Source organism: Hydrogenobacter hydrogenophilus, assembly GCF_900215655.1.
Taxonomy (GTDB): domain Bacteria; phylum Aquificota; class Aquificia; order Aquificales; family Aquificaceae; genus Hydrogenobacter; species Hydrogenobacter hydrogenophilus.
On the sequence record NZ_OBEN01000002.1, the window covers coordinates 69,321 to 92,773 of the forward strand.

Here is a 23,453-nt window from a genome sequence, read left to right on the forward strand (position 1 = left end):
TAAAATTATTGCTACCATGAGGGCTTACGATGTAGTAATTGTTGGTGCAGGCGGTGCTGGGCTACGAACAGCTATAGAGTGTGCGAGGGATGAAGATATAAAAATAGCGGTTGTATCAAAAGTTTATCCTACGCGCTCCCATACAGGTGCAGCGCAAGGTGGTGTGAACGCAGCGCTCGGTAATGTGATAAAAGATGACAGTCCTGAAACGCACGCTTATGATACTATAAAAGGTTCGGATTTTTTAGCGGATCAGGATGCTGTGTTTTTTATGTGTGAGAACGCTCCAGAGGTTATATACGAGCTTGACAGGTGGGGAGTGCCCTTTTCAAGACTTCCTGATGGGAGGATAGCCCAAAGGCCCTTTGGAGGTGCGTCCTTTCCTAGGACTGTCTTTTCTGCGGATAGGACAGGCCACGTAATACTGCACACTCTCTTTGAGCAAGCACTTTCTAAAGATAACATAGACTTTTATAACGAGTTTTTCCTAATAGACATTTTGCACAACGGTCAGAGGGTAAAGGGAGTTAGCATATACGACATAAAGAACGGTGAAGTCATTACCCTCAGGACAAAAGCGGTAGTTTTAGCAACAGGGGGCTTTGCAAGGATTTACTGGCAGAGAAGCACCAACGCAGTAGGTAATACAGGTGATGGTGTAGCGGTAGCTTTACGCAACGGTGTGCCTCTTAAAGACATAGAGTTCATTCAGTTTCATCCTACTGGACTTGCCAAAACGGGTATACTGCTTTCCGAAGCCTGTCGCGGTGAAGGTGGGTACCTGCTTAACAAATTTGGGGAGCGTTTTATGTCCAGGTACGCACCAGAGAAGATGGAGCTTGCACCAAGGGACATGGTATCAAGAGCCATAGAGTACGAAATAAGAGAAGGCAGAGGTGTAGGAGAGGGGACATCCGCATATGTTTATTTAGACCTAAGGCATTTGGGTGAAGAAAAGATAAAAGAAAGGCTACCGCAAGTGCGTCAGCTCGCCATAGATTTTGAGGGTGTGGATCCCATCACCGACCTTGTTCCCATAAGGCCTACCGCTCATTACTGTATGGGAGGCATTCATGTGGAAAACTACATAACTTCTTCTACACCTCTTGAAGGGTTATACGCTGTAGGTGAGTGTGCCTGTGTGTCTGTGCACGGAGCTAATAGACTCGGTGGAAATTCCTTGATAGAGCTCTTAGTTTTTGGCAAGTTCTGTGGTATAGCGGTAAGGGAGTATGCCAAGTATAGCCAGCATCTACCCCTAACAAAAGCGGAAGAAAACGCTGGAAAGGAGTACATAGAAAAACTCATAAGAAGGGAAGGTTCAGAAAAGCTTGCACAAATAAGAAAAAGGATGGGAGAAATAACGTGGGAGAAAATGGGCATCTTTAGGGACGAAAAGTCCTTGGCTTCTGCCTATGAGGAGCTATCGGAACTTCTTGAAAGGTGGGAGAAAATACCTGTTGTAGATAAATCAAAGGTGTTTAACACCAACCTAATAGAGGTCATGGAACTCAGAAACATGATAGAGATAGCGAGGGCAGTAGCCTTCTGTGCACTTCACAGGAGAGAATCAAGAGGAGGTCATTACAGGGAGGACTATCCAGAAAGAGACGATGAGAACTTTCTTAAACACACTTTAGTAAGGCAGGAGAACGGAAAATTAACCATAGAATACATACCTGTCAGGATCACCAAGTACCAGCCGGCTGAGAGGAAGTATTGATGAGAGTAGGTATTCTTGGTGGTGGACAGCTGGGTTGGATGACTATTTTAGAAGGCAGAAAATTAGGTTTTGAGTTTTTCGTTCTTGATAAAGATCCCAAATCACCAGCTTGTAAGGTAGCAGACGCATGCTTTACACCAGAGCAAGTGGAGACTTTCCTAAAAAGCTGTGATGTGATAACTTACGAATTTGAACATATAGAGCAAGAACTTGTGGAAAAGGTTTCTCACCTTCTTAGTCCTTCTGCAGAAGTTTTAAGGTTAAAATCCAGCAGACTCCGTGAGAAGTCCTTTTACAGGAAAATGGGGTACCCCACCGCAGAGTTTACCTTTGCTAAGGGAAAAGAGCTTTACAAAAGGCTTGCAGAGTTTGGCCTTCCTGCAGTAGTTAAAGCGGAAAAGCTTGGCTATGACGGGAAAGGTCAGTACTTAGTAAAGAGTCTTTTGCAGGTAGATGAGATATTTAAAAACCACCCAAAAGACGAGAACTTTTTAGTGGAAAGGTTTGTAAACTTTCTTTTTGAGTTTTCTCTGATAGGCGTAAGAAGTAAAAGGGGAGATACAAGGGTCTATCCTATGACTATAAACCATCACGAAAAAGGTATACTGCTATATAACTACACAAGCGGCATGCATGTGAAAGAAGCACATAACATACTAACATCTCTTATGGAGGATCTAAACATTGTGGGACTTCTTGCGGTTGAATTTTTCTTCTGCCAAGATGGTAAGGTGCTTATAAACGAGATGGCTCCAAGACCTCATAACACAGGACACTACACCTTAGACGGTTGTTATACCTCTCAGTTTGAAAACCTTTTGAGGGCTATCACAGACCTACCCTTGGGTTCTACAAGTCTCAAGCTACCTTCTGGCATGGTGAACCTTCTGGGAGTATCTTTGGAAGACATAGACCTAAGGAGCTTGCTCTCTGTTGAAGGCTCAAAACTTTATTGGTATGGAAAAGAAAAGAGAGAAAGAAGAAAGATGGGACACATCAACATAGTAGCAAACACACAAAAAGAAGTTGAAGAAAAAATAAAATCAATACTGCACCTTACATATCAAACTCAGGGTGTTTAGGTCATCCTTTAAACCTACTGGCTAGTTCCTCAAGTACCTCGCAGACATCAACATTTTTTATAGTTAACATAAGAAGCATGTGGTAAAGCATGTCCGAAAGCTCCGCCTTTATGGGCTCTTTCTCTCCGTTCTTCAAAGCTATAAGGCTTTCTACCGCTTCTTCTCCAAACTTTTGTAGCACTCTATCCTCGCCTTGCGTATAAAGCTTGTAGGTGTAAGAGTTTTCTCTCTTTTCTTCTATCCTGCTTTTTATAACTTCCTGTAGCCTCTGAAGTGTCTCAAAAGGCAGAACCTTTTTTACCTTCTCACCGTCAATACCTCTAAAAAAACAGTTTCTCTCTCCCGTATGGCAGGCTATGTTTTTTTCCTGCTCCACTATATACAAAAGAGCATCTTCATCGCAATCTACCCTTATCTCTACAACCCTTTGGAGTTCGCCTGATGTCTCTCCCTTCTTCCAGATGGATCGCCTTGACCTTGAGTAGTAGTGAGCATAACCTGTCTGAAGTGTCTTTTCTAATGCTTCTTGGTTTGCCCAAGCAAACATCCTTATCTCGCCAGTTTTGTAGTCCTGAACTATTACTGGGATAAGCCCCTCTTGATTGAACTTAAGGTTCATCATGACATGGCCTCATAGGATCTTTTCGCCACAAAAAGCTGATACATGATAGTCTTAGATATGGCGTCAATGGTCTTTAATATCTCTTCGGAGGAAAGAAAATCTACCTCAGAACCAAACCTTTCTATAAAGGAAACTATACTCTTTATCTTTGGAACCACGCTCAGGTGTTCTATAAATATGGGAGATGAGGCTTCCAAGTAAGGAAGCATAAAACCAATCCAAGATAAGGCTTCTGCTGTAAGCATAACTGCGTACTCTCTTATATAGCTGTCTGATATATCCTGAAAGGAGCTTATCACTTCTGAAACGAGCTCAAGCATTTCCATATGTGCATAAAGCATGTCAATGGTGGTAGGTACAGAAAGCTCTACCTTTTGATCCTCTACAAAGAGTATCAGACTCGCAAGCTTTTGCTGAGCGGTGATGAGATCCTCAAGCCTCTCTATAAGTATGCGCAGTGGTATGTCCCTCATAGTATGTATCTGGAGAGCTCCACATCTTTTACTAAGCTTTCCAACTTTGCCCTGACAAACTTAGCATCCACTATTATGTGCTGACCTTCCATGTCAGGTGCGTTGAAAGATATGTCCTCAAGCAGTTTTTCCATAACAGTGTGCAAACGTCTTGCTCCTATGTTTTCTGTCTTATTGTTTGCCTCTTCTGCTATCCGTGCTATTTCTTCTATGGCATCATCAGTAAACTCCAGCTCAACACCTTCCGTTCTTAAAAGCTCTATATACTGTTTGGTGAGTGCGTTCTTGGGTTCTCTTAGTATGCGTACAAAGTCTTCCTTTGTAAGGGGACTAAGCTCAACCCTTATGGGAAACCTTCCCTGAAGTTCAGGTATAAGGTCAGAGGGTTTAGCCATGTGGAAAGCACCTGCCGCTATAAAGAGTATGTGGTCCGTCCTAACAGGTCCGTATTTGGTCTTTACTGTAGTTCCCTCCACTATGGGCAGAAGGTCTCTTTGAACACCTTCCCTTGAAACGCCAGGACCTACACCGGGAGTTTTGACCGCTATTTTGTCTATCTCGTCTATAAATATTATCCCGAAGTTTTCCGCCCTGTAGATGGCATCACGGGACACTTCTTCTGGATCTATGAGCTTTTCCGCTTCTTCCTGTTCAAGAAGGGGTAAAGCCTCTTTTACCTTCAGTTTCCTCCTCCTTCTTGTTGGCATAATGCTACCCAGCATGTTCTTTAATTGCTCTTCTAAGTCCTCAAGTCCCGGAGGTCCAGCTATCCCTATGAAAGGTGCGGTCTTTTCTTGCACGTCTATCTCTATGATCTTCTCATCAAGCTCACCGCTTCTTAGTTTCTCTCTCATAGCTTCTCTTTTGCTCACATCTTGCGATTCTCTTATACCAAAGCTAAGCTGTTGTGGAACAAGATAGTCAAGTATCCTCTCTTCTGCAGACCTTTTAGCTCTTTCCTTTACTTTTTGTATCTTCTCCTGCTTTACCATTTGGTAAGATACTTCCACAAGCTCTCTCACCATAGACTCCACATCCCTACCCACATAGCCTATCTCTGTGTACTTGGTTGCCTCAACCTTTATAAAGGGCGCTTTTATTAGCTGTGCTAACCTTCTTGCTATCTCTGTTTTCCCAACACCCGTGGGACCTATCATGAGTATGTTCTTGGGAGCTACCTCGTCCCTTATGTGTTCGGGAAGCTTTTGCCTTCTCCACCTGTTTCTGAGAGCTATTGCTACCGCTCTTTTGGCTCTCTCCTGACCTACTATGTACTTGTCAAGCTCCTCCACTATCTTTTTGGGAGTTAGCTCTTCAAGGAGGTCAGAAAGGGATTTCGTCATCATCGTTAAACTCACTTCTTGTAGTTTCTTCTTCAGTCTCTTTGACTATTTTTTCAAGGAAAAGGTCTATGTTAGCAGGAAATCTTTCAAACTCAAAGCTTACAGGAAACACTCTTCTTATAACGTCAAGGGGTGGTGCTCCTATACCCACAGAAGGCAGTATGCTTTTAGGAACTTTTCTTGAGGCTTCCGTGTAAGCCATTTTGTAAGCGGTTCTTAGGGCGGTCTCTATGTCCGTGAATCTTTCTACTTCATCACCAAACTCATACAGCACTATATCATAGGCATTTTTCTTAAACTCCTCCCAGTCTTTTATCTCCGTTATATACTTCCTGCCTTCCCACTCTTTTGTAATCACCATACTCTCATCTAACAGCTTAAAGGTGATTATGTAGTAGTCAATAAGATGCCTGTCCGCATAAACATCGGCGAAGAAGAAAAATTCCATAATGCTTTTATAATATAGCACACATGAAGATAATTTCCACTTCTGAAGAGCAAACCCTTGAGCTGGGAAGACAGATAGGTAGGTCTCTTAAAGGTGATGAAGTTATCTGTCTTGTGGGACCGCTCGGTGCTGGGAAAACTACTCTTGTAAAAGGTATAGCGCAGGGTATGGAGATCTTAGAAGGTTATCAGGTCAGAAGCCCCACCTTTACATTGGTGAATGAGTATCCTACAAAAAGAGGAAAGATTATACATGTAGACTTCTACAGAGTAAAAGACCTTGATATCACAGAGTTTATCGGTCAGGGTGTTTTGCTAATAGAGTGGCCTACGGACCTGACTTACTGTGATGTGATCATTAGGATAGAGTTTCTGCCTGAAGGGAGGCTTATAATTTTTGAGAATGCTAAAAGTTTACAGCTTACAGATAAGACCTTCTCTTGGTAAGGTGGAAGAAAACCTAAAAAGAATCTTAGATCTTCTCTCGGATGTGAAAGATAGTTCTTTGGTGGTACTCCCTGAGATGTGGCAGTGTGGGTTTGATTACGAAAACATGACAAAACACGCTCAAGCCACACAAGAGGTCTTTGTGATTAGTCCTATAATTTCTGAGGCTGTTTGAAAAATAGCAAAAAGCTCCCTACAATTGAAGGATATACCTTTCAGAGCTTTTTACTTTTTGGGAGATGCTTATTACAGTATGGAGAGTGAATTACTCAAGGAGATAAAGCAAATGGGTATGGTTGCAGTAGTTCCAGTGAGGGAGAGTTTGCGTGTAAAGGTCAGAAGCCAAGAGAGGTTATGGGCTAAGGAGAAATATGAGATGCACAAGGAGCTGTATAAGAGGGTACGATACAAGATAGAACAGTTGATAGGGAATGTGAAGAACCTAATGGATGATAGGGACAACACGAGGATATATGATCTTGCGAGCTTATATGTGCTTGCGAGGTTTGCGGTGTATAACTTTTTGGTGCTTTGGAAGCTTTACTTATTTTTTGAGCTTTTGAGAGCTGTTTTAAGAAATCAAGCTATGTCAATGTTCTGGGATTTTTCAAACAGCCTCAAAAACTCTTGACAAATCCCATTATTAACTTTAACTTTTTTGTTGTTAATAATATATTTCTAGGGAGGTGTAGAAAGATGTTTGAGCCTGGCGGTATGAAAAAGGTGCTTGCTTTAGCTCTGTCTTTGGGCCTGCTTGCAAGTTGTGGTGGTGGCGGTGGAGGTTCTCTCCCAAGTGATTCTGGTTCTTCAGTAGGTTCTGGTGGTTCTGGTGGTAGTGTCGGATCAGGTGGAGGTAGTGGTGGCGGTGGAAGTTCTGGTGGTTCTGGTGGTAGTGTCGGATCAGGTGGAGGTAGTGGTGGCGGTGGAAGTTCTGGTGGTTCTGGTGGTAGTGTCGGATCAGGTGGAGGTAGTGGTGGCGGTGGAAGTTCTGGTGGTTCTGGTGGTAGTGTCGGATCAGGTGGAGGTAGTGGTGGCGGTGGAAGTTCTGGTGGTTCTGGTGGTAGTGTCGGATCAGGTGGAGGTAGTGGAGGATCAGATGGAGGTATTATTAGCGTAAAAGCATGCGAACCCCTTGGGATACTCCCTTCACTCCTTTCTCTTGTGTTTAACACTCTGAGCGTTGTAGACAAGCTGACAGGTCAGCTAGTTAGCAGTCTATCAAATGGTCAGTCTGTATTGCTGAATATAGACTACTCTACTAATGCGAATTGCGTAAATGTATACGTGGGTAATGTTCTTATAGGTGGGGTGTCTGCGAATGGTCATTATAGTGTGGAGTGTGTGAATAGGGACGGAAAATTGTATTGTGGAGGTTTGCCATCACCAGTGACGTTAACAAATAATCAGCTTGAGGTTAAGCTTTGTGTGCCTCTTATTCTTCTCCAAGTGTGTCAGACAAAGAGCATACCTTTAAATCTTTCTATGTAGCCAGTGGATGCGTTAATGTTGTGGTATAAGGCTTCATGCGGACGTGAATGCAAGCTCTTGAGAGTTTGCATTTGCGCCGTGTGGAGCAAACCCTCAGATAGCAGGTAGAGAGGTTTTTACAAAACTTGTCTTCTGAGCGGTTTAAGTACCTCAGGGGTAAGGCACGGGGCTTACTCACTCAGAATCCATACTTTAAGAAGGTTTAGGATAGAGTTTCTGCCTGAAGGGAGGCTTATAATTTTTGAGAATGCTGAGAGTTTACAGCTTACAGATAAGACCTTCTCTTGGTAAGGTGGAAGAAAACCTAAAAAGAATCTTAGATCTTCTCTTGGATGTGAAAGATGGTTCTTTGGTGGTACTTCCTGAGATGTGGCAGTGTGGGTTTGATTACGAAAACATGACAAAACACGCTCAAGCCACACAAGATGTATTAATAGAACTCTCAAAACACTCAAAAGAGAAGAACTTAACCCTAATTGGAACTTACCCCACACAAGAGGGAACCTGCACCTACAATACCGCTATAGTGCTGAGCAACGGGCAGGTGCTGGGCAAGAGACACAAAATAAAGCTTTTTCCCCTTTACCAAGAGGACAAGTTTTTTTGCGCAGGAGCTAAAAACGCAGTTTTTCAAACACCTTTTGGGAACTTAGGTATCCTTATATGCTTTGAGCTTAGATTCACAAGCTTAGTGTTGGAGCTAAAAAGGCAAAGAGTTCAAATAATTACAGTGCCAGCCATGTGGGGAGAAGGTAGAAAAGAACACTGGAAGATCTTTACAAAGTCAAGAGCGATAGAGCTCCAAGCTTACCTTATAGCTTCTAACGCATGGGGTAAAGTGGGAAAAGAAGATTACGCTGGATGCTCTGGTATATATGACCCTTGGGGAAGCGTACTTTCTTATGCAGAAAAAGGTGATGCGGTTCTATCAGCATCCATAGACCTTGTACAAGTAGAAAAGGTGAGAGAGCTTCTACCAGTGGAGGATTAGGGGGTAAGCTTTTTTACATGGCAAAGTCTGTTGAGATAACCTATTTGTGCTTTGTTCTTATCTATGCGAAGCTCCGTTATACCCGTATTGTCCATGTGTATGTTCCAGAGGTTTTCAAGTCCAAGTCCTACGGATAGACATATTAAGGCATGAAGGGTACCACCATGGGCAACTATGAGTATGTTCTCGTAAGGACTTTCTTTTATTTCTTCTAAAAAGCTTTTTACCCTCTTTTCAAGCTCTTCCATACTCTCTTGGGTAGGAAGGGGGTTTTTAAGTGGGTTAGCAAGCCAGTTTAAAAATAGCTCTCTATTTTCTTCTACTAAACTCCAGAAAGGCTTTCCTTCGTACTCACCAAAGGACATCTCCCTTAACCTTTCATCTACTATGGGCTCAAGGTGAAGTATGTCTCCTATGGTGAGTGCTGTTTTGTATGCCCTTCTTTGAGGGGATGTGTATATTACTTGTATATTTTTATCTAATAGTTCCTTGGCGGTGAGCCTTGCCTGAACAAAACCCAGAGGAGTAAGGTCGCTGTCAAGCCTACCTTGGAATATGCCCTTTTCGTTGTATTCGCTTTGTGCGTGTCTGACCAAAAAAAGACGCTTCATAACCGATAAATGCGTTATCATTATATCACACCATGCTTTTAAAAGAGTGGAGCCTTTTTATAGACCAAGTAAGACAGTTTTTCAAGCAAAGAGGCTATCTTGAAGTTTATACCAACATATTACAGAAGTATCCTAACATAGATCCATATGTGGAACCTTTTAAGCTTGAGTGGGAAAGTGCAGGAAACTGTCCAAAGACCTTTTGGCTTAGGACATCACCAGAAAACTCTATGAAGAAACTGCTTAGCAAGTATCCTGTAGATATGTTCCAAATAGGCAAGGTTTTCCGGAAAGATCCGTGCGGAAAGCTCCACAGACCTGAATTCACCATGCTTGAGTGGTATAAGATAGGTAAGGATTACACTTATCTTATAGAGGAAATAGGACAGCTTTTAAAATACCTTGGTTTTTCAGAAGGCTACAAAACTCTAAGACTTGAACATGCCTTTGAGGAATACGCTGGCGTGATACTTTCTGAAGATGAGGAAGTTTTCAAAAACAATCTAATATCTTACGGTTATCCCTTTGAGGAGGAGGAAGACTGGGAGACACTCTTTTACAGGATATACATAGAGGTAGAGAGGCATTTAGGTTGGGAAATGCCCACTTTCATAACTCACTTTCCTGCAAGGCTTAGCGCTTATGCCAAGGTAAAAGATGGTTATGCGGAAAGGTTTGAGCTTTACATAAAAGGCGTAGAAATAGCCAACGGTTGGACAGAAGAGACTTCCAGAAGTGAGATAGAAAGGAGGATGAAACGGTATTTGCAGGGAAGGGATATGCTTCTTGACCAAGAGCTCATCTCTGCTTATGATAACTTTCCACCGTGCGCGGGTTGTTCCATAGGTCTTGAAAGATTGTTTATGGTTTTAAAAGGTATTGATAGCATAGAAGAGCTTGACTTTATGGTTTGATGTACTTTATACCTTCTTCGGTTATTATGGCGGTAATGTTTTCTGCAGGTGTTATGTCAAAAGCTAGGTGAAGAGCTCTGCTTTCTTTGGGTGCCAAAGTGCAATTTTTGAAAGATTTTACTTCTTCTTCAGACCTTTCCTCTATGGGTATGTCCTCTCCGCTCTCTATGTTGGGATCAAAGGTGGAGGTGGGTGCTACCACATAGAAAGGCACTCCATGAGCTTTTGCCAGCACCGAAAGGGTGTAAGTGCCTATTTTGTTTGCCACATCTCCCCTTTTGGTTATTCTGTCTGCACCTACCAAAACTGCGTCTATGAGACCTTTTTTCATAAGAAAGCCTGCAGTCATGTCTGTTATTACCGTGTGAGGTATACCTTCTTTGAGAAGTTCCCATGCGGTGAGCCTTGATCCCTGAAGGTAAGGTCTGGTTTCATTTACAAATACATGCACTTTTTTACCTGAGTAATGAGCAGACCTTATAACTCCCAAAGCGGTTCCCCAGCCTGCTGTTGCCAAGGCCCCTGTGTTGCAGTGGGTGAGCACATTAGCTCCGTCTGGTATTAGGTCTTTGCCCAGCTCTCCCATCCTTCTGTTAGCGTTGTAGTCTTCTTGCTCTATACTCATGGCTTCTTTTTCGGGGTCTTTCCCTTCCTTAAGAGCCTTCATCATCCTTTCCAAAGCCCAAAAGAGGTTATAAGCAGTAGGCCTCGTATTTCTAAGAACTTGGTAAACCTTTTGTGGGTCCTCTTTTTTAATTCCCAATATAAAACCGTAGCTTGCCACACATCCTATGGCAGGTGCACCTCTTACAGCCATACTCTTTATAGCATCAGCTACCTGTAGATGATCCGTAAGCTTGAGCCATACTTCCCTTTCTGGAAGCTCCCTCTGGTCAAGCAAAAGCAAGTGATCCCCTTTCCAATAAAAGGCTTTTACTTCCATAGCTCATCTCCGTATCTCTCTTTTAGCTCAAGCTCAAGCAAAAATATGTATTTTAAAAAAACGTAAAGGAAGGTAGAAAAGGCAACAGAAAGCCCACGCAAACCATCAAGAAAACCAAGTTTGAGAAAGTAAACCTTGAAGGCTGACCAGAAAGGATTAAACAAAAGATTGTAGATTCTAAACTTCCTTCCTTCCTTTTTCATGCTTTCTGCCATCATTCTGGCATAGTCCAAGGACTTAGCGTAATGGTGGTAGAGGCTCTTAAAAGAGTAGTGGTTAAGATACCCTTTTAGTTTTCCCACCCTGCCAGAAAACACCACCTTTTCGTGAAGCTTCCCCTCAAAGCGCACCTTACCTTTTTTGAAAAGCCTTATTCTCCATTCTGGTTGCCAAGTGTGTGATAAGAACCTTCCCATGTAGTAGGTTCTCCTGTTGACCATATAAACTTCAAACTCACCAGAATTTATGGCTGTTTTTATGGACTGCCTGAGCTCTTTTGTTAGCTCTTCGTCCGCATCAAGAACAAACACCCATTCCCCTTCACACAAGCCAATACCGTAATTGAGCTGACTTGAGTAGTCCTCCCATTCTTTAAAAAACACCTTAGCACCTAAATGCTTGGCAATAGCTACCGTGTTATCTTTGGAACCTGAATCCAAAACTATCACTTCATCAGCCAAGTCTTTAACACTTTTTATAGCTCTTCCTATGTTTTTCTCCTCATCCTTTGCGCGAATTAAAACAGAAAGCTTTGGATAGTTAGCCATCGCTAATATATTTTATAACTTATGATGGTGGACGAATTTGATGTAGTAGTTATAGGTGGTGGACATGCGGGTATAGAGGCGGCTTTGGCTTCTGCACGTATGGGTGCAAAAACTGTTATGTTTGTTTTAAACGCAGACAGTATAGGTCAGATGTCTTGCAATCCTGCTATAGGAGGCATAGCTAAGGGCATAGTGGTGAGGGAGATAGATACCTTAGGTGGTGAGATGGCAAAAGCTATAGATGCTACAGGGATACAGTTCAAAATGCTAAACACACGAAAGGGCAAAGCGGTTTGGTCTCCAAGGGCGCAGGCGGATAAAAAGCTCTACAGAGAGTACATGAAGAAAGTTTGTGAAAATCAAGAAAACCTTTACATAAAGCAAGATGAAGTAGTAGATATACTCGTAAAGGACAACAAGGTTGTTGGTGTGAAAACAAGGTTAGGATTGGAATACAAAGCTAAGGCTGTGGTGGTCACTACGGGCACTTTCCTGAACGGAACCATATACATAGGTGATAAAGTTTTCCGTGGAGGAAGGGCTTGGGAACCCCCCTCTGAGGGACTCTCCGAGTTCTACAAAAGAAACGGCTTTACACTTCTTAGATTTAAGACTGGTACTCCCGCAAGGCTTGACAAAAGAACCATAGACTTTTCCGCTCTTGAGGTAGCACCAGGAGACGATCCACCTCCCAAGTTTTCCTTTTGGACAGACCCTGTGGGCACTTATTGGTTTTCCAAAGGAAAACCCCAAGTAAATTGCTGGATAACCTATACTACTCCCAAAACTCACGAGATAATACGCAAGAACCTACACAGAACAGCCCTTTACGGTGGCTTAATAAAAGGTATAGGACCACGTTACTGTCCATCTATAGAGGACAAAGTGGTAAAGTTTCCTGACAAAGAGAGACATCAGATATTCTTAGAACCCGAAGGCTGGGACACTATAGAGATCTATCCCAACGGTCTTTCCACATCTCTACCAGAAGAGATCCAATGGGAGCTCTACAGAAGCATACCGGGGCTTGAAAAGGTGGAGCTTATCCGTCCTGCCTATGCTATAGAGTACGATGTGGTACCCCCAACAGAGCTTTACCCTACATTGGAAACTAAGAAGATAAGAGGGCTTTTTCATGCGGGTAACTTCAACGGCACCACTGGTTATGAAGAGGCTGCAGGACAAGGCATCCTTGCAGGTATAAACGCTGCACTCAGAGCCTTTGGAAAAGAACCCATCTACTTACGCAGGGACGAGAGCTACATAGGGATAATGGTTGACGACCTCACCACAAAGGGTGTATTAGAACCTTACAGGCTCTTCACCTCAAGGTCTGAGTATAGGCTATATCTTAGACAGGACAACGCAATTTTGAGGCTTGCGCATATAGGATATAACCTTGGACTTTTAAGTGAGGAGCAGTACAAGTTAGTCAAAGAGCTAAAGAAGGAGATAGAAAGCTGGATGGAATTTTACAAGAGCGTTAAAGTAGCGGTGGCTATAGGTTCTGATGTTAGAAGCTACACTCCCTCTCAATTACTCACTTCAGAACGCAGTATAGAAGACATTAAAGAACTGGGTTTTGAAATTCCTGAGCATCCTTACGTAAAAGAGGAGGTGGAGATAGAGCTAAAGTACGAACCTTACATAGAGAGAGAAAGGAAGCTTAACGAAAAGCTTAAGAAACTTGAAGATGTGAGGATTCCTGAGGACATAGACTACGATAAGATACCCAGTTTAACAAACGAAGCAAAGGAAAAGCTCAAGCGCTTTAGACCCATTACAGTGGGTCAGGCTTCACGCATAGACGGTATTACTCCTGCTACAATAACTGCACTTCTTGCTTACTTAGGAAAATTAGACTAAGATGAGCCATATCAGTGTGAAAAAACGTTTTACATAATAGAATAAAAACCATGGCTAAGGTTAAGATAAACAAAAAGATCTTTGATATTCCTGTAGGTGTCCGGTTTGGTGAGCTTCACCATGAGATAGAAAAAGCAGGAGTAGAGTTTGGTTGCACGGACGGTCAATGTGGGGTTTGCGTATGCACAGTAAAAAAGGGCTTGGAATACCTGGCAGAGCCGTCAGAAGCCGAAGAGGAAACCCTCTGGAGAATAGGTGAGTATGAGGAAAACAGAAGACTAACCTGTCAGCTTGTTATAGAAAAAGAACCTCCGGATATCATAGAAATAGAAACGGATTAAACGGAGAGGGCGGGATTCGAACCCGCGGTACGGGGATTACCCGTACACAGCATTTCCAGTGCTGCGCCTTAGACCACTCGGCCACCTCTCCTAAGGGTAGTATTTAATTATAAAAACCAGTAGGAATTTTTGCAAAAAGTTAAAAACAGCTTATAATTAAGTGAGGAGGTATTTATGGAGTTTAACTTTCAACAACTTAGCGAACCCTTAAGAAAAGCTATTGCAGAACTGGGTTTTGAAGAACCCACACCCATTCAAAAGGAAGCCATCCCTTTAGCTTTAAAAGGATACGACCTTATGGGACAGGCAGCTACAGGAACAGGTAAAACAGCTGCTTTTGGCATACCAATAATAGAAAAGATAAACAAAGGTGATGGACTAAAGGCTCTTGTTTTAACGCCAACGCGCGAGCTTGCACTTCAGGTGAAAGAGCAGTTATACGCTCTTTCCAAGTACAAAGGACTCAAAATCGCTGTATTTTACGGTGGCACGCCTGTAAGAAGAGATGTAGACTTTCTCGGCAAGACCATACCCAACATAGTGGTAGGTACCCCCGGTAGGATAAAGGACCTTATAAACAGAGGATTGTTAAACCTGAGTGGCATCTCCTTTCTTGTCCTTGATGAGGCAGACCTTATGTTAGATATGGGTTTTGCGGAAGATATTGAGTATATAATCGCTCAAACGCCTACTAACAGACAGACATTTCTCTTTTCTGCCACCATACCCAAGCAGATAGAAGTTTTAGCCAAAAGGCATCTAAAAGAAGACTATAAAGTAGTAAAGGTCATATCTGACCAGTTAAAACCCAAGATAGAAGAGAGACTCATAAAGCTCAGCTCACCAAGGCAAAAAATATCCGAACTTGAAAAGCTTCTTAGAGAACATCTGCTTGAGAAAGTCATCATCTTTGTAAAAACTAAAAAGGATGCAAGGGAAATATCTCAGGAACTCAAAAACAGGGGTTTTAATGTGGTGTCCTTACATGGTGATATGACGCAAAAACAGAGGGAGAATGCTCTTAGGCTTTTCAGAGAAGGTAAGGTGAAAACGGTGGTTGCTACGGATGTAGCTTCAAGGGGTCTTGATATAAAGGGTGTGAGCTTGGTAATAAACTATCACATACCAGAGGACCCAGAAGTTTATATACACAGAATAGGTAGGACGGGAAGGATAGGAAGCTACGGAAAAGCTTATAGCTTGATAACTCCAGAAGACAGTAGAGCCCTCTGGAGGATCAAAAAAGTAAAGGAGAGATATACAGGAGTTTAGAAGTTATACCTTTTGTAAAAGAACTTCTTCAGAACTTCTACCGATAAAAGGTAAGTAAAGGTGATTATAAAAACAAAGGCGTAGAGTCTATTATCCAAAGGTTTTAGTTCCAGTATATTACCTAAAGGGGTGAAGGGTAGAAAAAAGCCAAGCCATACAACAAGCACTACAGTGAGTATAAGCGAAGGTGATGGTTTAGTCTTCGTGAAAGCTTTTTTGGTGCGTAAGACGAGTAATACGAGGACTTGAGTAAGAAGCCCCTCTAAGAACCATGTGGAACGAAACATTTCTGGACGGACTTTGAATATGTACAGCAAGAAGATGAAGGTTATGTAATCAAAGATGGAACTTAGAATACCAAAAAAGAACATAAACCTCTTTATAAAGCTCATGTCCCACCTTTTTGGACTTTTTATCTCGTCTTCATCTACTGTGTCTGTTGGTATAGACATAACCGCACCATCCGTTAGAAGATTTGCAGTCAATACCTGTTTGGGTAGCATAGGTAAGAAGGGCACTAAGAAAGAAGCACCAGCCATGGAAAACACATTTCCAAAGTTGGAACTTGTTTGCATAAATAGATACTTCATAGTGTTCAGAAAGGTTTTTCTACCCTCTAATACTGCATCTATGACTGTTTCTAAATCTGCTTTTAGAAGAACTATGTCTGCACTTTCCTTTGCTACATCTACAGCGTTCTCTACAGATATGGCTACATCCGCACTTCTCATGGCAGCAACATCGTTTATTCCATCTCCCATATACCCTACCACATAGCCTGCTTTTCTGAGAGCTCTGACCACCGCATCCTTTTGCAGAGGTGATAGTTCCGCAAAAACAAAAGTGTCCTTTACTCTGCTTATGAGAGCTTCTTCAGAAAGTTTTCTGAAATCCTCACCGCTTATGACGCCACCTTGTAAACCTATCTGTTGCGCCACATATTCCGCAACGAGTTTGTTATCTCCTGTGATGATCTTCAACTCCACACCTAAATCTAAAAGCTTCTTTAAAACATTTTTGGCATCTTCCTTAATAGGGTCGTGCATGACTGCAAAGCCAAGAAATATTTCGTCCTTTTCATCTTCATAACTGACGGATTCCTTTTCCACAACTTTGTAGGCTATAGCTATCAATCTAAAACCGCGCTGGCTATAATCTGTATAAACTTTCTCTACATTTTCTAAAACCTCATGCAAGTCATGTATCTTTCCTCCTATTTGTGCATAACTGCACACTTCCAGCACATGAGAGTATGCGCCCTTAGTTATCAAAAGGTTTTCTTCTCCTCTTCTTACGAGTACTGAAAGTCTCTTCCTGTTAAAGTCATAGGGTAGCTCGTCAAGTTTTTTAAATTCAGATATGTCTTCTGATCTCATCCACTCCTTTATAGCTTCGTCTACAGGGTTTTTATAACCCGTCTGAAGATAAGAGTTTACATAGGAAAATAGAGCTACTTTCTTGTCATCTTCGTCAAGTATGTTCTTAAAAGCGTATACCTTCATCTTCCCTTCTGTGAGCGTTCCCGTTTTATCACAGCAAAGAACTGTCATGCTTCCGAAGTTTTCAATGGATGCTAATCTTTTTACTATAGCACCTTTGCGAGCCATATGCCTCGCACCGTAAGAAAGTCCAACGCTTACTACCGCTGGAAGAAGTACCGGTGTTATACCTATTCCTAAGGACAGTGCAAAGAGCAGAGAGTTTATGATCCCCCTGTTGTAATACGCATTTACCGCAAATACCAAAAGTGTGAGAAGAGTTGCCACCTCAAATAGGGTATAGCCAAACCTCCTAAGACCGTGTTCAAAGTCTGTTTCACCTTTGCCTAACTTTAGTCTCTGTAATATCTTTCCGTATTCAGTATCCTTACCAGTCTTTATAACTTTCATAACACCAAAACCGCTGACCACATGTGTGCCCATGTAGAGGTAATCACCCACTTTCTTTTCTACTGGGTAAGCCTCCCCTGTCATTAGAGCTTCGTTTATAAATAGGTCTTTTTCTTTGAGCACTGTGCCCTCAGCAGGAACCATATCTCCAGCCCTTAGCACTACTATGTCTTCAGGAACTATATACTCTATAGGAATCTCCTTTTCTTCACCATCTCTTATCACTGTTGCGGAGACCCTTACCATAGAGAGTAGTTTTTCTACTGTTCTGTAAGCTCCCCTTTCCTGCCAGAAGTCTAAAAGACTACCCAACAGAACTATACTTGCTATGACAAAAGTGTCCGTTTTTTCTCCTAAGAAAATGGATAATAAAGCCACTGACAAAAGCAAAAGAGTGTAAGGGTTTTTAAACTGATTTATAAGAATTTCCCAATCACTTAGCCTTTTTCCTTTTTCAACTTTGTTATAACCGTACTTTTTTAGTCTCTCTTGAGCTTCTTTTGAGGATATACCTAAAACTTCAGAAGAACCGCTCCCCATGTGAGCCCTCCTCCCATAGCGGTAAGAAGGATTAGGTCTCCCCTTCTTAATTTTCCTTCTGTGTAAGCTTCGTACATGGCTATAGGTATGGATGCAGCACTTGTGTTTCCGTACTTATGTATGTTGGAATAAACCCTCTCTTTCTGTATACCCAACTTTTCTGCAAGTGCTTCCATTATCCTTATGTTTGCTTGATGGGGTATTATCATGCTAACTTCCTCAATGCTCACACCTGCTTCTTGTATAACCTGTCTGCAAACCTCTTCCATACTTCTAACCGCAAGCTTGAAAAGTTCTTTCCCTTTCATGCTTATGTATCCACACTTAGGGGCATACAGTATCTCCCAGAAGTTGCCGTCCGATCTCATCTTTGAAGATAGTATTTGGCCATCTCCTTGAGAGAGAACCACCGCACCCGCACCGTCTCCAAAGAGCACGCAGGTACTTCTATCCTCCCAATTTACTATCTCAGACAGCTTTTCCGCTCCAACCAAGAGTATGTTTTTTGCTCTGCCAGACCTTATGTAAGCGTCCGCTAAGTCAAGTCCGTATAGGAAACCACTGCAGGCTGCTGATATATCAAAGGCATAGGCATTTGAGGCTTCTAATTTTGCTTGCAAAAGGCACGCGGTAGAAGGAAATCTCAGTTCTGGTGTGAGTGTAGCAAAGATGATAATATCTATGTCTTCAGGCTTTATGCCAGCAGAATTTATAGCCTCTAAACTGGCTATGTAAGCCATGTGAGTTATACTTTCCCGATCCGCTATGCGTCTCTCTTTTATTCCCGTTCTTGTAGTGATCCACTCATCAGATGTATCAACCATTTTTTCTAAATCAAAGTTGGTAAGTACTTTGGAAGGCAGATATCTTCCTATACCTGCTATGGTAGTTCCCATTAGATCTTTACCTCTTTGGGGCTTAGGTTTCTTAGTTCTTCTGTTAGTCTTTCGTTAAAATGCTGGAGGTAGAACTCGCTGGCTACTCTTATGGCATTCTTTATAGCTTTTGCATTTGCTCTTCCGTGAGTTATTATAACGGGCTTTTTTGCACCCAATAGAGGTATACCTCCGTACTCTGCAAAATCCGCCTTCTTTTTAAAGTTATTGAGGGCAGGTTTCATAAGCAAGGCTCCTATTTTGGCAAGCAAGCTCTTTTGAACCTCTTCCTTGATCATCTGCAAAACTGCCATACCAAGACTTTCACTAGCTTTTAGTATCACATTTCCCACAAAACCGTCGCACACTATCACATCAAAGGTCCCAGCGTATATATCCCTCCCCTCTGCATTTCCTAAAAAGTTCAGCTTGCTTTTTTTGAGAAGTATGTAAGATTCCCTCACAAGCTCGTTGCCTTTACCTTCCTCCTCACCTATGCTGAGAATGCCTACTCTTGGATTCTGTATGCCAAGGATCTCCTTAGCGTAAGTATGTCCTATTATGGCAAACTGCAAAAGGTGCTTAGGTTTGCAATCCACATTTGCGCCTACATCAATAAGAACCGTCCTACCCTTTGGATTAGGCAGAGCTACACCTATGGCTGGTCTTTCTATACCTTCAAGAGCACCCACCAAAAACTTACCTACGGTAAGTACCGCTCCAGTGTTTCCTGCAGAAACCAACCCATCCGCCAGATTTTCTCTGAGCAATAGCCCAGCAACATATAGAGATGATTTCTTCTTTTTGAGCACATTTGAAGGAGGCTCACCCATACCTACTACATCTTCCGCATGGACTATTTGAAGTCTGTCTTTATCGTAATTCTTTCCCAATATGTTTTCTATTCTCTCTTGCTGGCCTACGAGGTAGAGGATTAGATCAAATTCTTTGGAAGCCAACAAACATCCTTTAACTATCTCTTCGGGGGCGTAGTCTCCCCCCATACAGTCAACTGCTATTCTTGGCTTATCCATCAACTGATTTTAATAACTTCCCTACCTTTGTAGTGCCCACAGTATGGACATACCCTGTGGGGAAGTATAAGCTCTCCGCAGTTAGGGCACGAAGAAAGGGACAAAGGCTTTACCTTTGAAAAAAAGTTCTGTGCTCTTCTCTGATCTCTTCTCCATCTGGATGTTTTCCTTTTAGGAACAGCCATAATTCATTGCCTCCTGAGCTAAGAGTTTATTGATTATATTATAACATCAAACCCACAACATGAATTTTTTATAAAGCTTATCATATCCTTAGTAGGAAACATCTGGATACGCAAATATAATTAACTTTCCCGATGAAGAGGAGAAAAAACAGCTACAACTTTGATAGGCTTGTGGAGTTTGCAAAAAAGGATATAAAGGAGCTGTTTTATTCCTTGGATAGCTCAGAAGAGGGGTTATCTACACATGAGGCAAAGAGAAGACTTGAGATATTTGGCAGTAATGAGATAGTTCATGAAAAGCCAGCCCCATGGTACATAGAGTTATTAAAAGCCTTTATAAATCCCTTCATCGGGATTCTCGTGTTTCTTGCAATGGTATCCTATATGACGGATGTTCTCTTTGCACCTCCAGACGAAAGGGACTGGAGCACCATAATCATCATAAGCGTGATGGTAATAGTGAGCGGTGTTTTGCGCTTCTTGCAGGAGTATAAGTCTAATCTTGAAGCCCAAAAGCTCAAAGCCATGGTTCACACTACTGTATTGGTCAAAAGAAGGGACGAGGGTATAGTGGAAATAAACATAGAGGAGGTTGTTCCTGGTGATATAGTTTATCTGTCTGCGGGAGACTTGGTACCTGCTGACCTAAGGATTCTACGTTCAAAAGATCTATTTGTAAATCAGGCGGTTCTTACTGGAGAGTCCGAGCCCGTTGAGAAGTACCCAAACCTTATCAAAGAGCTTCTAGAAAAACCAACCCCTTTGGACCTTGAAAATATTTGCTTTATGGGAACAAGCGTGGCGAGCGGTTCTGGTATAGGCGTAGTACTGGCTACCGGTGAAAGCACTTATTTAGGTTCTATAGCTAAAAGCCTTGTAGGTCGTAGATCCCAAACGAGCTTTGAGAAAGGTGTTAACGAAGTTAGTAAACTTCTCATCAAGTTTATAGCGGTTATATTCCCGTTAGTTTTTGTTATAAACGGACTCACAAAAGGAAGCTGGTTTGATGCTCTTTTGTTTGCTCTTGCGGTAGCGGTAGGAATCACACCAGAAATGCTACCCATGATAGTGACTACTAACCTTGCAAAAGGTGCAGTGGCGATGGCAAGGCGCAAAACCATAGTGAAGAGGCTTGACTCTATACAAAATCTTGGCTCTATGGATGTGCTATGTACAGACAAAACGGGTACCCTTACACTTAACAAGGTGATCCTTGTAAAGTACATGGACATACACGGAGAAGAGGAAGAGAGGGTGCTTAGACATGCTTTTTTAAACAGCTATTACCAAACGGGTCTGAAGAACCTCCTTGATGTAGCCATTTTAGAGTACGGCAGAGAAAAAGGCATGGAAGGAAGCGTATTAGAGAAGGTCTACAAGAAAGTAGATGAGATACCCTTTGATTTTGTTAGGAGAAGGATGTCCGTGGTTTTAGAAAGTACTGTTGCAGGAGGTAAAAAGAGACAGCTCATCACAAAAGGTGCGGTAGAAGAGGTTCTTTCTGTGTGTAGTTTGGTGGAGTACAAAGGCCGTGTGATCCCTCTTACTGACAAAATAAAAGCTGAAGTGCTCCAGATGGTAGAAAAGTTATACGAAGATGGCATGAGAGTGCTTGCAGTAGCTCAAAAAAACCATGTACCCCCGGAAGGTATTTTTGGAGTTAAGGACGAGAGTAATATGGTGCTTATGGGTTTTTTGGCTTTTCTTGACCCACCCAAAGAAACCGCTCCCCAAGCTGTACAGGCACTAAAAGCCTGTGGTGTAGATATAAAGATACTAACAGGGGACAATCACATAGTGGCTAAAAAGATATGCAAAGAAGTAGGAATAGATGTAAAGCATGTACTTTTGGGAGATCAAATAGAAAGAATGAGTGATGAAGAACTCATGGGTGTGATAGAAGAAACAACCATATTTGCCAAGCTAACTCCTGCACAGAAAGCGAGGATAATAAAAGTTCTAAAAAGTAAGGGACACATAGTAGGCTTTCTGGGAGACGGTATAAACGATACACCTGCTATGAGAGAAGCTGATGTAGCCATATCCGTAGATAATGCTGTTGATATAGCAAAGGAATCTGCAGATGTAATTCTTTTGGAAAAAAACCTTATGGTACTTAAAAACGGTGTTGTAGAAGGAAGAAAGACTTTTGCCAACATAGCCAAGTATATATCCATAACCGCAAGTTCTAACTTCGGAAATGTCTTTTCTGTACTTGTTGCCAGCGTCTTTCTACCTTTCTTACCCATGGCTCCACTCCAACTTCTTTTTCTAAACCTTACTTATGATCTTTCTATGACATCTATACCCTTTGATAGAGTAGATAAAGAGTACATAGAAGGACCCAAAAGGTGGTCTGCAAAAAGAATTAGAAACTTTATGCTGTGGTTTGGACCTGCCAGCTCCCTTTTTGATATTTTTACTTTCGCTATGCTGTTTTTTGTCGTATGTCCGGCAGTATTAGGCACTTATAACCATCTGTCTACCGGATTAAAAAATCAGTTTGTATCTCTTTTTCAAACTGGGTGGTTTGTTGAAAGCCTTTGGACGCAAACTATGGTAGTTTACATGCTAAGGACAAAAAAACTTCCTCTAATAGGAAGTTTTCCCGGACTATTAGTTGTTCTTTTCACTGCCATAGCTTTGTTTATAGGTAGCCTCTTGCCTTTTACAGTGTTTGGTGAGAAACTTGGTATGAGACCTCTTCCAAGTCTTTATTTCTGGTATGTTCTTTTACCTGCCATAATGGGATACCTCACACTGGCTCAATTTTTAAAAGGCAGGTTCATCAAAAGGTACGGTGATCTTTTTTAACTACCGGGTTGTACTTCTTGTTTTTCCTCTTTCTTTGGTGGTGCAGGCCTTTGCACTATCTTGTCGGGCACTAACTTCTCAGCTAAGGAGTTAGCTATTTGGACCACCACATCTCTTGCTACCATGTCCAAAGATAAGTTTTTGCTGACGCTCCAACCACCACCTGCAGCACCGCTTCCTCCCCATCCTGCACCAAAAAGTCCCCAGGAGGACTTTTCTGAGCTTGCATCAAAAGATTGAGAAAAAGCTACTTCAAGAGTTTCTGGTTTCATCACATTCACATCAACGCCAAGCTTGGCAATGTCTTTCTTTACATTTATAGCTCCAAGAATGGGTATAAGTCCACCTCCAAGCGCTCCACCGCTTCTTTCAAGCTCAAGAGCTGTGATAGAACCCAAAATGGTGTAATCCACCTTAGGAGGCTTTACTTCTTGTCCTGTAGCAGCAAGAAGTTTCTTCATCTTTTCATACTGTTCTAAGTCCACTATCTTAAAACAGTTTGTTGCTTTTAGTGCATTTGTCAACATGGTGGAAAGTCCTTTGCCAAACCCCTTTACTCCACCGCTACCTGAAAGCACCTCATAAATGTAAGCGAGTTTTGGATTTCCAGCATAGGAATCTTGGCAGGAGTTAGCCTTACAGTCAAACTCCATCACCATTATAGAATAAACTGGAGCAGAACACTTAACCACAGGTATCTGTCTTTCCGTAGTCTTTGTGTTGCTCTCTTCTGCAAAAGTTAGAGACGCTAAAAGCGATACACCCAAGATAGTCCTTCTCATCTTC

General features: G+C 42.1%; 24 protein-coding genes and 1 tRNA gene. 12 read left to right on the top strand and 13 right to left on the bottom strand.

The window, feature by feature from the left end; translation table 11 throughout:
* The first annotated feature begins 16 nt into the window (after positions 1-16).
* Positions 17-1,723, top strand: a complete 1,707-nt coding sequence (locus CP948_RS03055) for an FAD-dependent oxidoreductase (RefSeq protein ID WP_096600988.1) — start codon at positions 17-19, stop codon at positions 1,721-1,723.
* A complete protein-coding gene (locus tag CP948_RS03060) occupies positions 1,723-2,805 on the top strand; it encodes a 5-(carboxyamino)imidazole ribonucleotide synthase (protein WP_096600990.1) in 1,083 nt (360 codons plus the stop codon). The genes CP948_RS03055 and CP948_RS03060 overlap by 1 nt, the downstream gene beginning before the upstream one ends.
* A gap of 1 nt (position 2,806) precedes the next feature.
* On the opposite strand, the gene hisIE is transcribed toward CP948_RS03060, so the two are convergent.
* From hisIE to CP948_RS03080, 4 genes are read right to left on the bottom strand one after another with little or no spacing between them, the layout of a single operon-like run.
* Positions 2,807-3,427 (bottom strand): bifunctional phosphoribosyl-AMP cyclohydrolase/phosphoribosyl-ATP diphosphatase HisIE, encoded by a 621-nt coding sequence (gene hisIE, locus CP948_RS03065; RefSeq protein WP_096600992.1) that lies wholly within the window; start codon positions 3,425-3,427, stop codon positions 2,807-2,809.
* Positions 3,424-3,900, bottom strand: a complete 477-nt coding sequence (locus CP948_RS03070; protein WP_096600995.1) for a hypothetical protein — start codon at positions 3,898-3,900, stop codon at positions 3,424-3,426. Before CP948_RS03070 ends, hisIE begins: the two co-directional genes overlap by 4 nt.
* Positions 3,897-5,246: an ATP-dependent protease ATPase subunit HslU gene (hslU, locus tag CP948_RS03075; protein ID WP_096600997.1), complete on the bottom strand. Its 1,350-nt coding sequence runs from the start codon at positions 5,244-5,246 to the stop codon at positions 3,897-3,899. The genes CP948_RS03070 and hslU overlap by 4 nt, the downstream gene beginning before the upstream one ends.
* Positions 5,224-5,691, bottom strand: coding sequence for a hypothetical protein (locus CP948_RS03080; RefSeq protein ID WP_096600999.1), 468 nt, complete (start codon positions 5,689-5,691; stop codon positions 5,224-5,226). Before CP948_RS03080 ends, hslU begins: the two co-directional genes overlap by 23 nt.
* A gap of 23 nt (positions 5,692-5,714) precedes the next feature.
* Here CP948_RS03080 and tsaE point away from each other — a divergent pair, with 23 nt between their 5' ends.
* The 5 genes from tsaE (at position 5,715) to CP948_RS03105 (ending at position 8,616) form a co-directional block, all read left to right on the top strand.
* Positions 5,715-6,137 (top strand): tRNA (adenosine(37)-N6)-threonylcarbamoyltransferase complex ATPase subunit type 1 TsaE, encoded by a 423-nt coding sequence (gene tsaE / locus CP948_RS03085; protein ID WP_096601001.1) that lies wholly within the window; start codon positions 5,715-5,717, stop codon positions 6,135-6,137.
* Positions 6,094-6,312: a carbon-nitrogen hydrolase family protein gene (locus CP948_RS03090; RefSeq protein WP_096601003.1), complete on the top strand. Its 219-nt coding sequence runs from the start codon at positions 6,094-6,096 to the stop codon at positions 6,310-6,312. Before tsaE ends, CP948_RS03090 begins: the two co-directional genes overlap by 44 nt.
* Positions 6,313-6,336: 24 nt before the next feature.
* Positions 6,337-6,768: a transposase gene (locus tag CP948_RS03095; protein WP_180764081.1), complete on the top strand. Its 432-nt coding sequence runs from the start codon at positions 6,337-6,339 to the stop codon at positions 6,766-6,768.
* A 65-nt stretch (positions 6,769-6,833) separates the two neighbouring features.
* Positions 6,834-7,625: a hypothetical protein gene (locus CP948_RS08840; protein WP_180764082.1), complete on the top strand. Its 792-nt coding sequence runs from the start codon at positions 6,834-6,836 to the stop codon at positions 7,623-7,625.
* A gap of 247 nt (positions 7,626-7,872) precedes the next feature.
* Positions 7,873-8,616, top strand: a complete 744-nt coding sequence (locus CP948_RS03105; protein ID WP_245810066.1) for a carbon-nitrogen hydrolase family protein — start codon at positions 7,873-7,875, stop codon at positions 8,614-8,616.
* Here CP948_RS03105 and CP948_RS03110 read toward each other — a convergent pair.
* On the bottom strand, positions 8,613-9,227 hold the full coding sequence (locus CP948_RS03110; protein ID WP_096601007.1) for a histidine phosphatase family protein: 615 nt from the start codon (positions 9,225-9,227) through the stop codon (positions 8,613-8,615). The two genes, CP948_RS03105 and CP948_RS03110, sit on opposite strands and share 4 nt — an antisense overlap.
* 32 nt (positions 9,228-9,259) lie before the next feature.
* On the opposite strand from CP948_RS03110, the gene epmA reads away from it, so the two are divergent.
* On the top strand, positions 9,260-10,141 hold the full coding sequence (epmA, locus tag CP948_RS03115; RefSeq protein ID WP_096601009.1) for an elongation factor P--(R)-beta-lysine ligase: 882 nt from the start codon (positions 9,260-9,262) through the stop codon (positions 10,139-10,141).
* Here epmA and mtnA read toward each other — a convergent pair.
* Complete coding sequence (gene mtnA / locus CP948_RS03120; protein ID WP_096601011.1) at positions 10,131-11,084, bottom strand: S-methyl-5-thioribose-1-phosphate isomerase; 954 nt, start codon at positions 11,082-11,084, stop codon at positions 10,131-10,133. The genes epmA and mtnA overlap by 11 nt on opposite strands.
* Positions 11,075-11,851, bottom strand: coding sequence for a glycosyltransferase family 2 protein (locus CP948_RS03125; RefSeq protein ID WP_096601013.1), 777 nt, complete (start codon positions 11,849-11,851; stop codon positions 11,075-11,077). The genes mtnA and CP948_RS03125 overlap by 10 nt, the downstream gene beginning before the upstream one ends.
* A gap of 21 nt (positions 11,852-11,872) precedes the next feature.
* Here CP948_RS03125 and mnmG point away from each other — a divergent pair, with 21 nt between their 5' ends.
* Positions 11,873-13,717 carry a tRNA uridine-5-carboxymethylaminomethyl(34) synthesis enzyme MnmG gene (gene mnmG, locus CP948_RS03130; RefSeq protein ID WP_096601015.1) on the top strand — a complete coding sequence of 615 codons (1,845 nt, stop codon included), beginning with the start codon at positions 11,873-11,875 and terminating at the stop codon, positions 13,715-13,717.
* A gap of 50 nt (positions 13,718-13,767) precedes the next feature.
* Entirely contained in the window at positions 13,768-14,058 is a 291-nt protein-coding gene (locus CP948_RS03135) for a 2Fe-2S iron-sulfur cluster-binding protein (RefSeq protein ID WP_096601017.1), read from the top strand.
* A gap of 1 nt (position 14,059) precedes the next feature.
* On the opposite strand, the gene CP948_RS03140 is transcribed toward CP948_RS03135, so the two are convergent.
* A tRNA-Ser gene (locus CP948_RS03140) sits at positions 14,060-14,149 on the bottom strand.
* A gap of 83 nt (positions 14,150-14,232) precedes the next feature.
* On the opposite strand from CP948_RS03140, the gene CP948_RS03145 reads away from it, so the two are divergent.
* A complete protein-coding gene (locus CP948_RS03145) occupies positions 14,233-15,330 on the top strand; it encodes a DEAD/DEAH box helicase (protein ID WP_096601019.1) in 1,098 nt (365 codons plus the stop codon).
* Here the strand turns inward: CP948_RS03145 and mgtA (CP948_RS03150) are convergent.
* The 4 genes from mgtA (CP948_RS03150) to rpmF are packed head-to-tail and all read right to left on the bottom strand — an operon-like array spanning position 15,327 to position 19,853.
* Positions 15,327-17,759 (bottom strand): magnesium-translocating P-type ATPase, encoded by a 2,433-nt coding sequence (gene mgtA, locus CP948_RS03150; RefSeq protein WP_096601021.1) that lies wholly within the window; start codon positions 17,757-17,759, stop codon positions 15,327-15,329. The two genes, CP948_RS03145 and mgtA (CP948_RS03150), sit on opposite strands and share 4 nt — an antisense overlap.
* The gene (locus CP948_RS03155) at positions 17,732-18,655 is read right to left on the bottom strand and encodes a beta-ketoacyl-ACP synthase III (RefSeq protein WP_096601023.1); all 924 of its coding nucleotides are present in this window, start codon (positions 18,653-18,655) and stop codon (positions 17,732-17,734) included. The genes mgtA (CP948_RS03150) and CP948_RS03155 overlap by 28 nt, the downstream gene beginning before the upstream one ends.
* Complete coding sequence (gene plsX, locus CP948_RS03160; protein ID WP_096601025.1) at positions 18,655-19,668, bottom strand: phosphate acyltransferase PlsX; 1,014 nt, start codon at positions 19,666-19,668, stop codon at positions 18,655-18,657. The genes CP948_RS03155 and plsX overlap by 1 nt, the downstream gene beginning before the upstream one ends.
* Positions 19,668-19,853, bottom strand: a complete 186-nt coding sequence (rpmF, locus tag CP948_RS03165; RefSeq protein ID WP_096601027.1) for a 50S ribosomal protein L32 — start codon at positions 19,851-19,853, stop codon at positions 19,668-19,670. Before rpmF ends, plsX begins: the two co-directional genes overlap by 1 nt.
* 132 nt (positions 19,854-19,985) lie before the next feature.
* Between rpmF and mgtA (CP948_RS03170) the strand changes: the two genes are divergently transcribed.
* Positions 19,986-22,667, top strand: coding sequence for a magnesium-translocating P-type ATPase (mgtA, locus tag CP948_RS03170; RefSeq protein WP_096601029.1), 2,682 nt, complete (start codon positions 19,986-19,988; stop codon positions 22,665-22,667).
* Here the strand turns inward: mgtA (CP948_RS03170) and CP948_RS03175 are convergent.
* Positions 22,664-23,449 (bottom strand): CsgG/HfaB family protein, encoded by a 786-nt coding sequence (locus tag CP948_RS03175; protein WP_096601031.1) that lies wholly within the window; start codon positions 23,447-23,449, stop codon positions 22,664-22,666. The genes mgtA (CP948_RS03170) and CP948_RS03175 overlap by 4 nt on opposite strands.
* Positions 23,450-23,453: the final 4 nt, after the last annotated feature.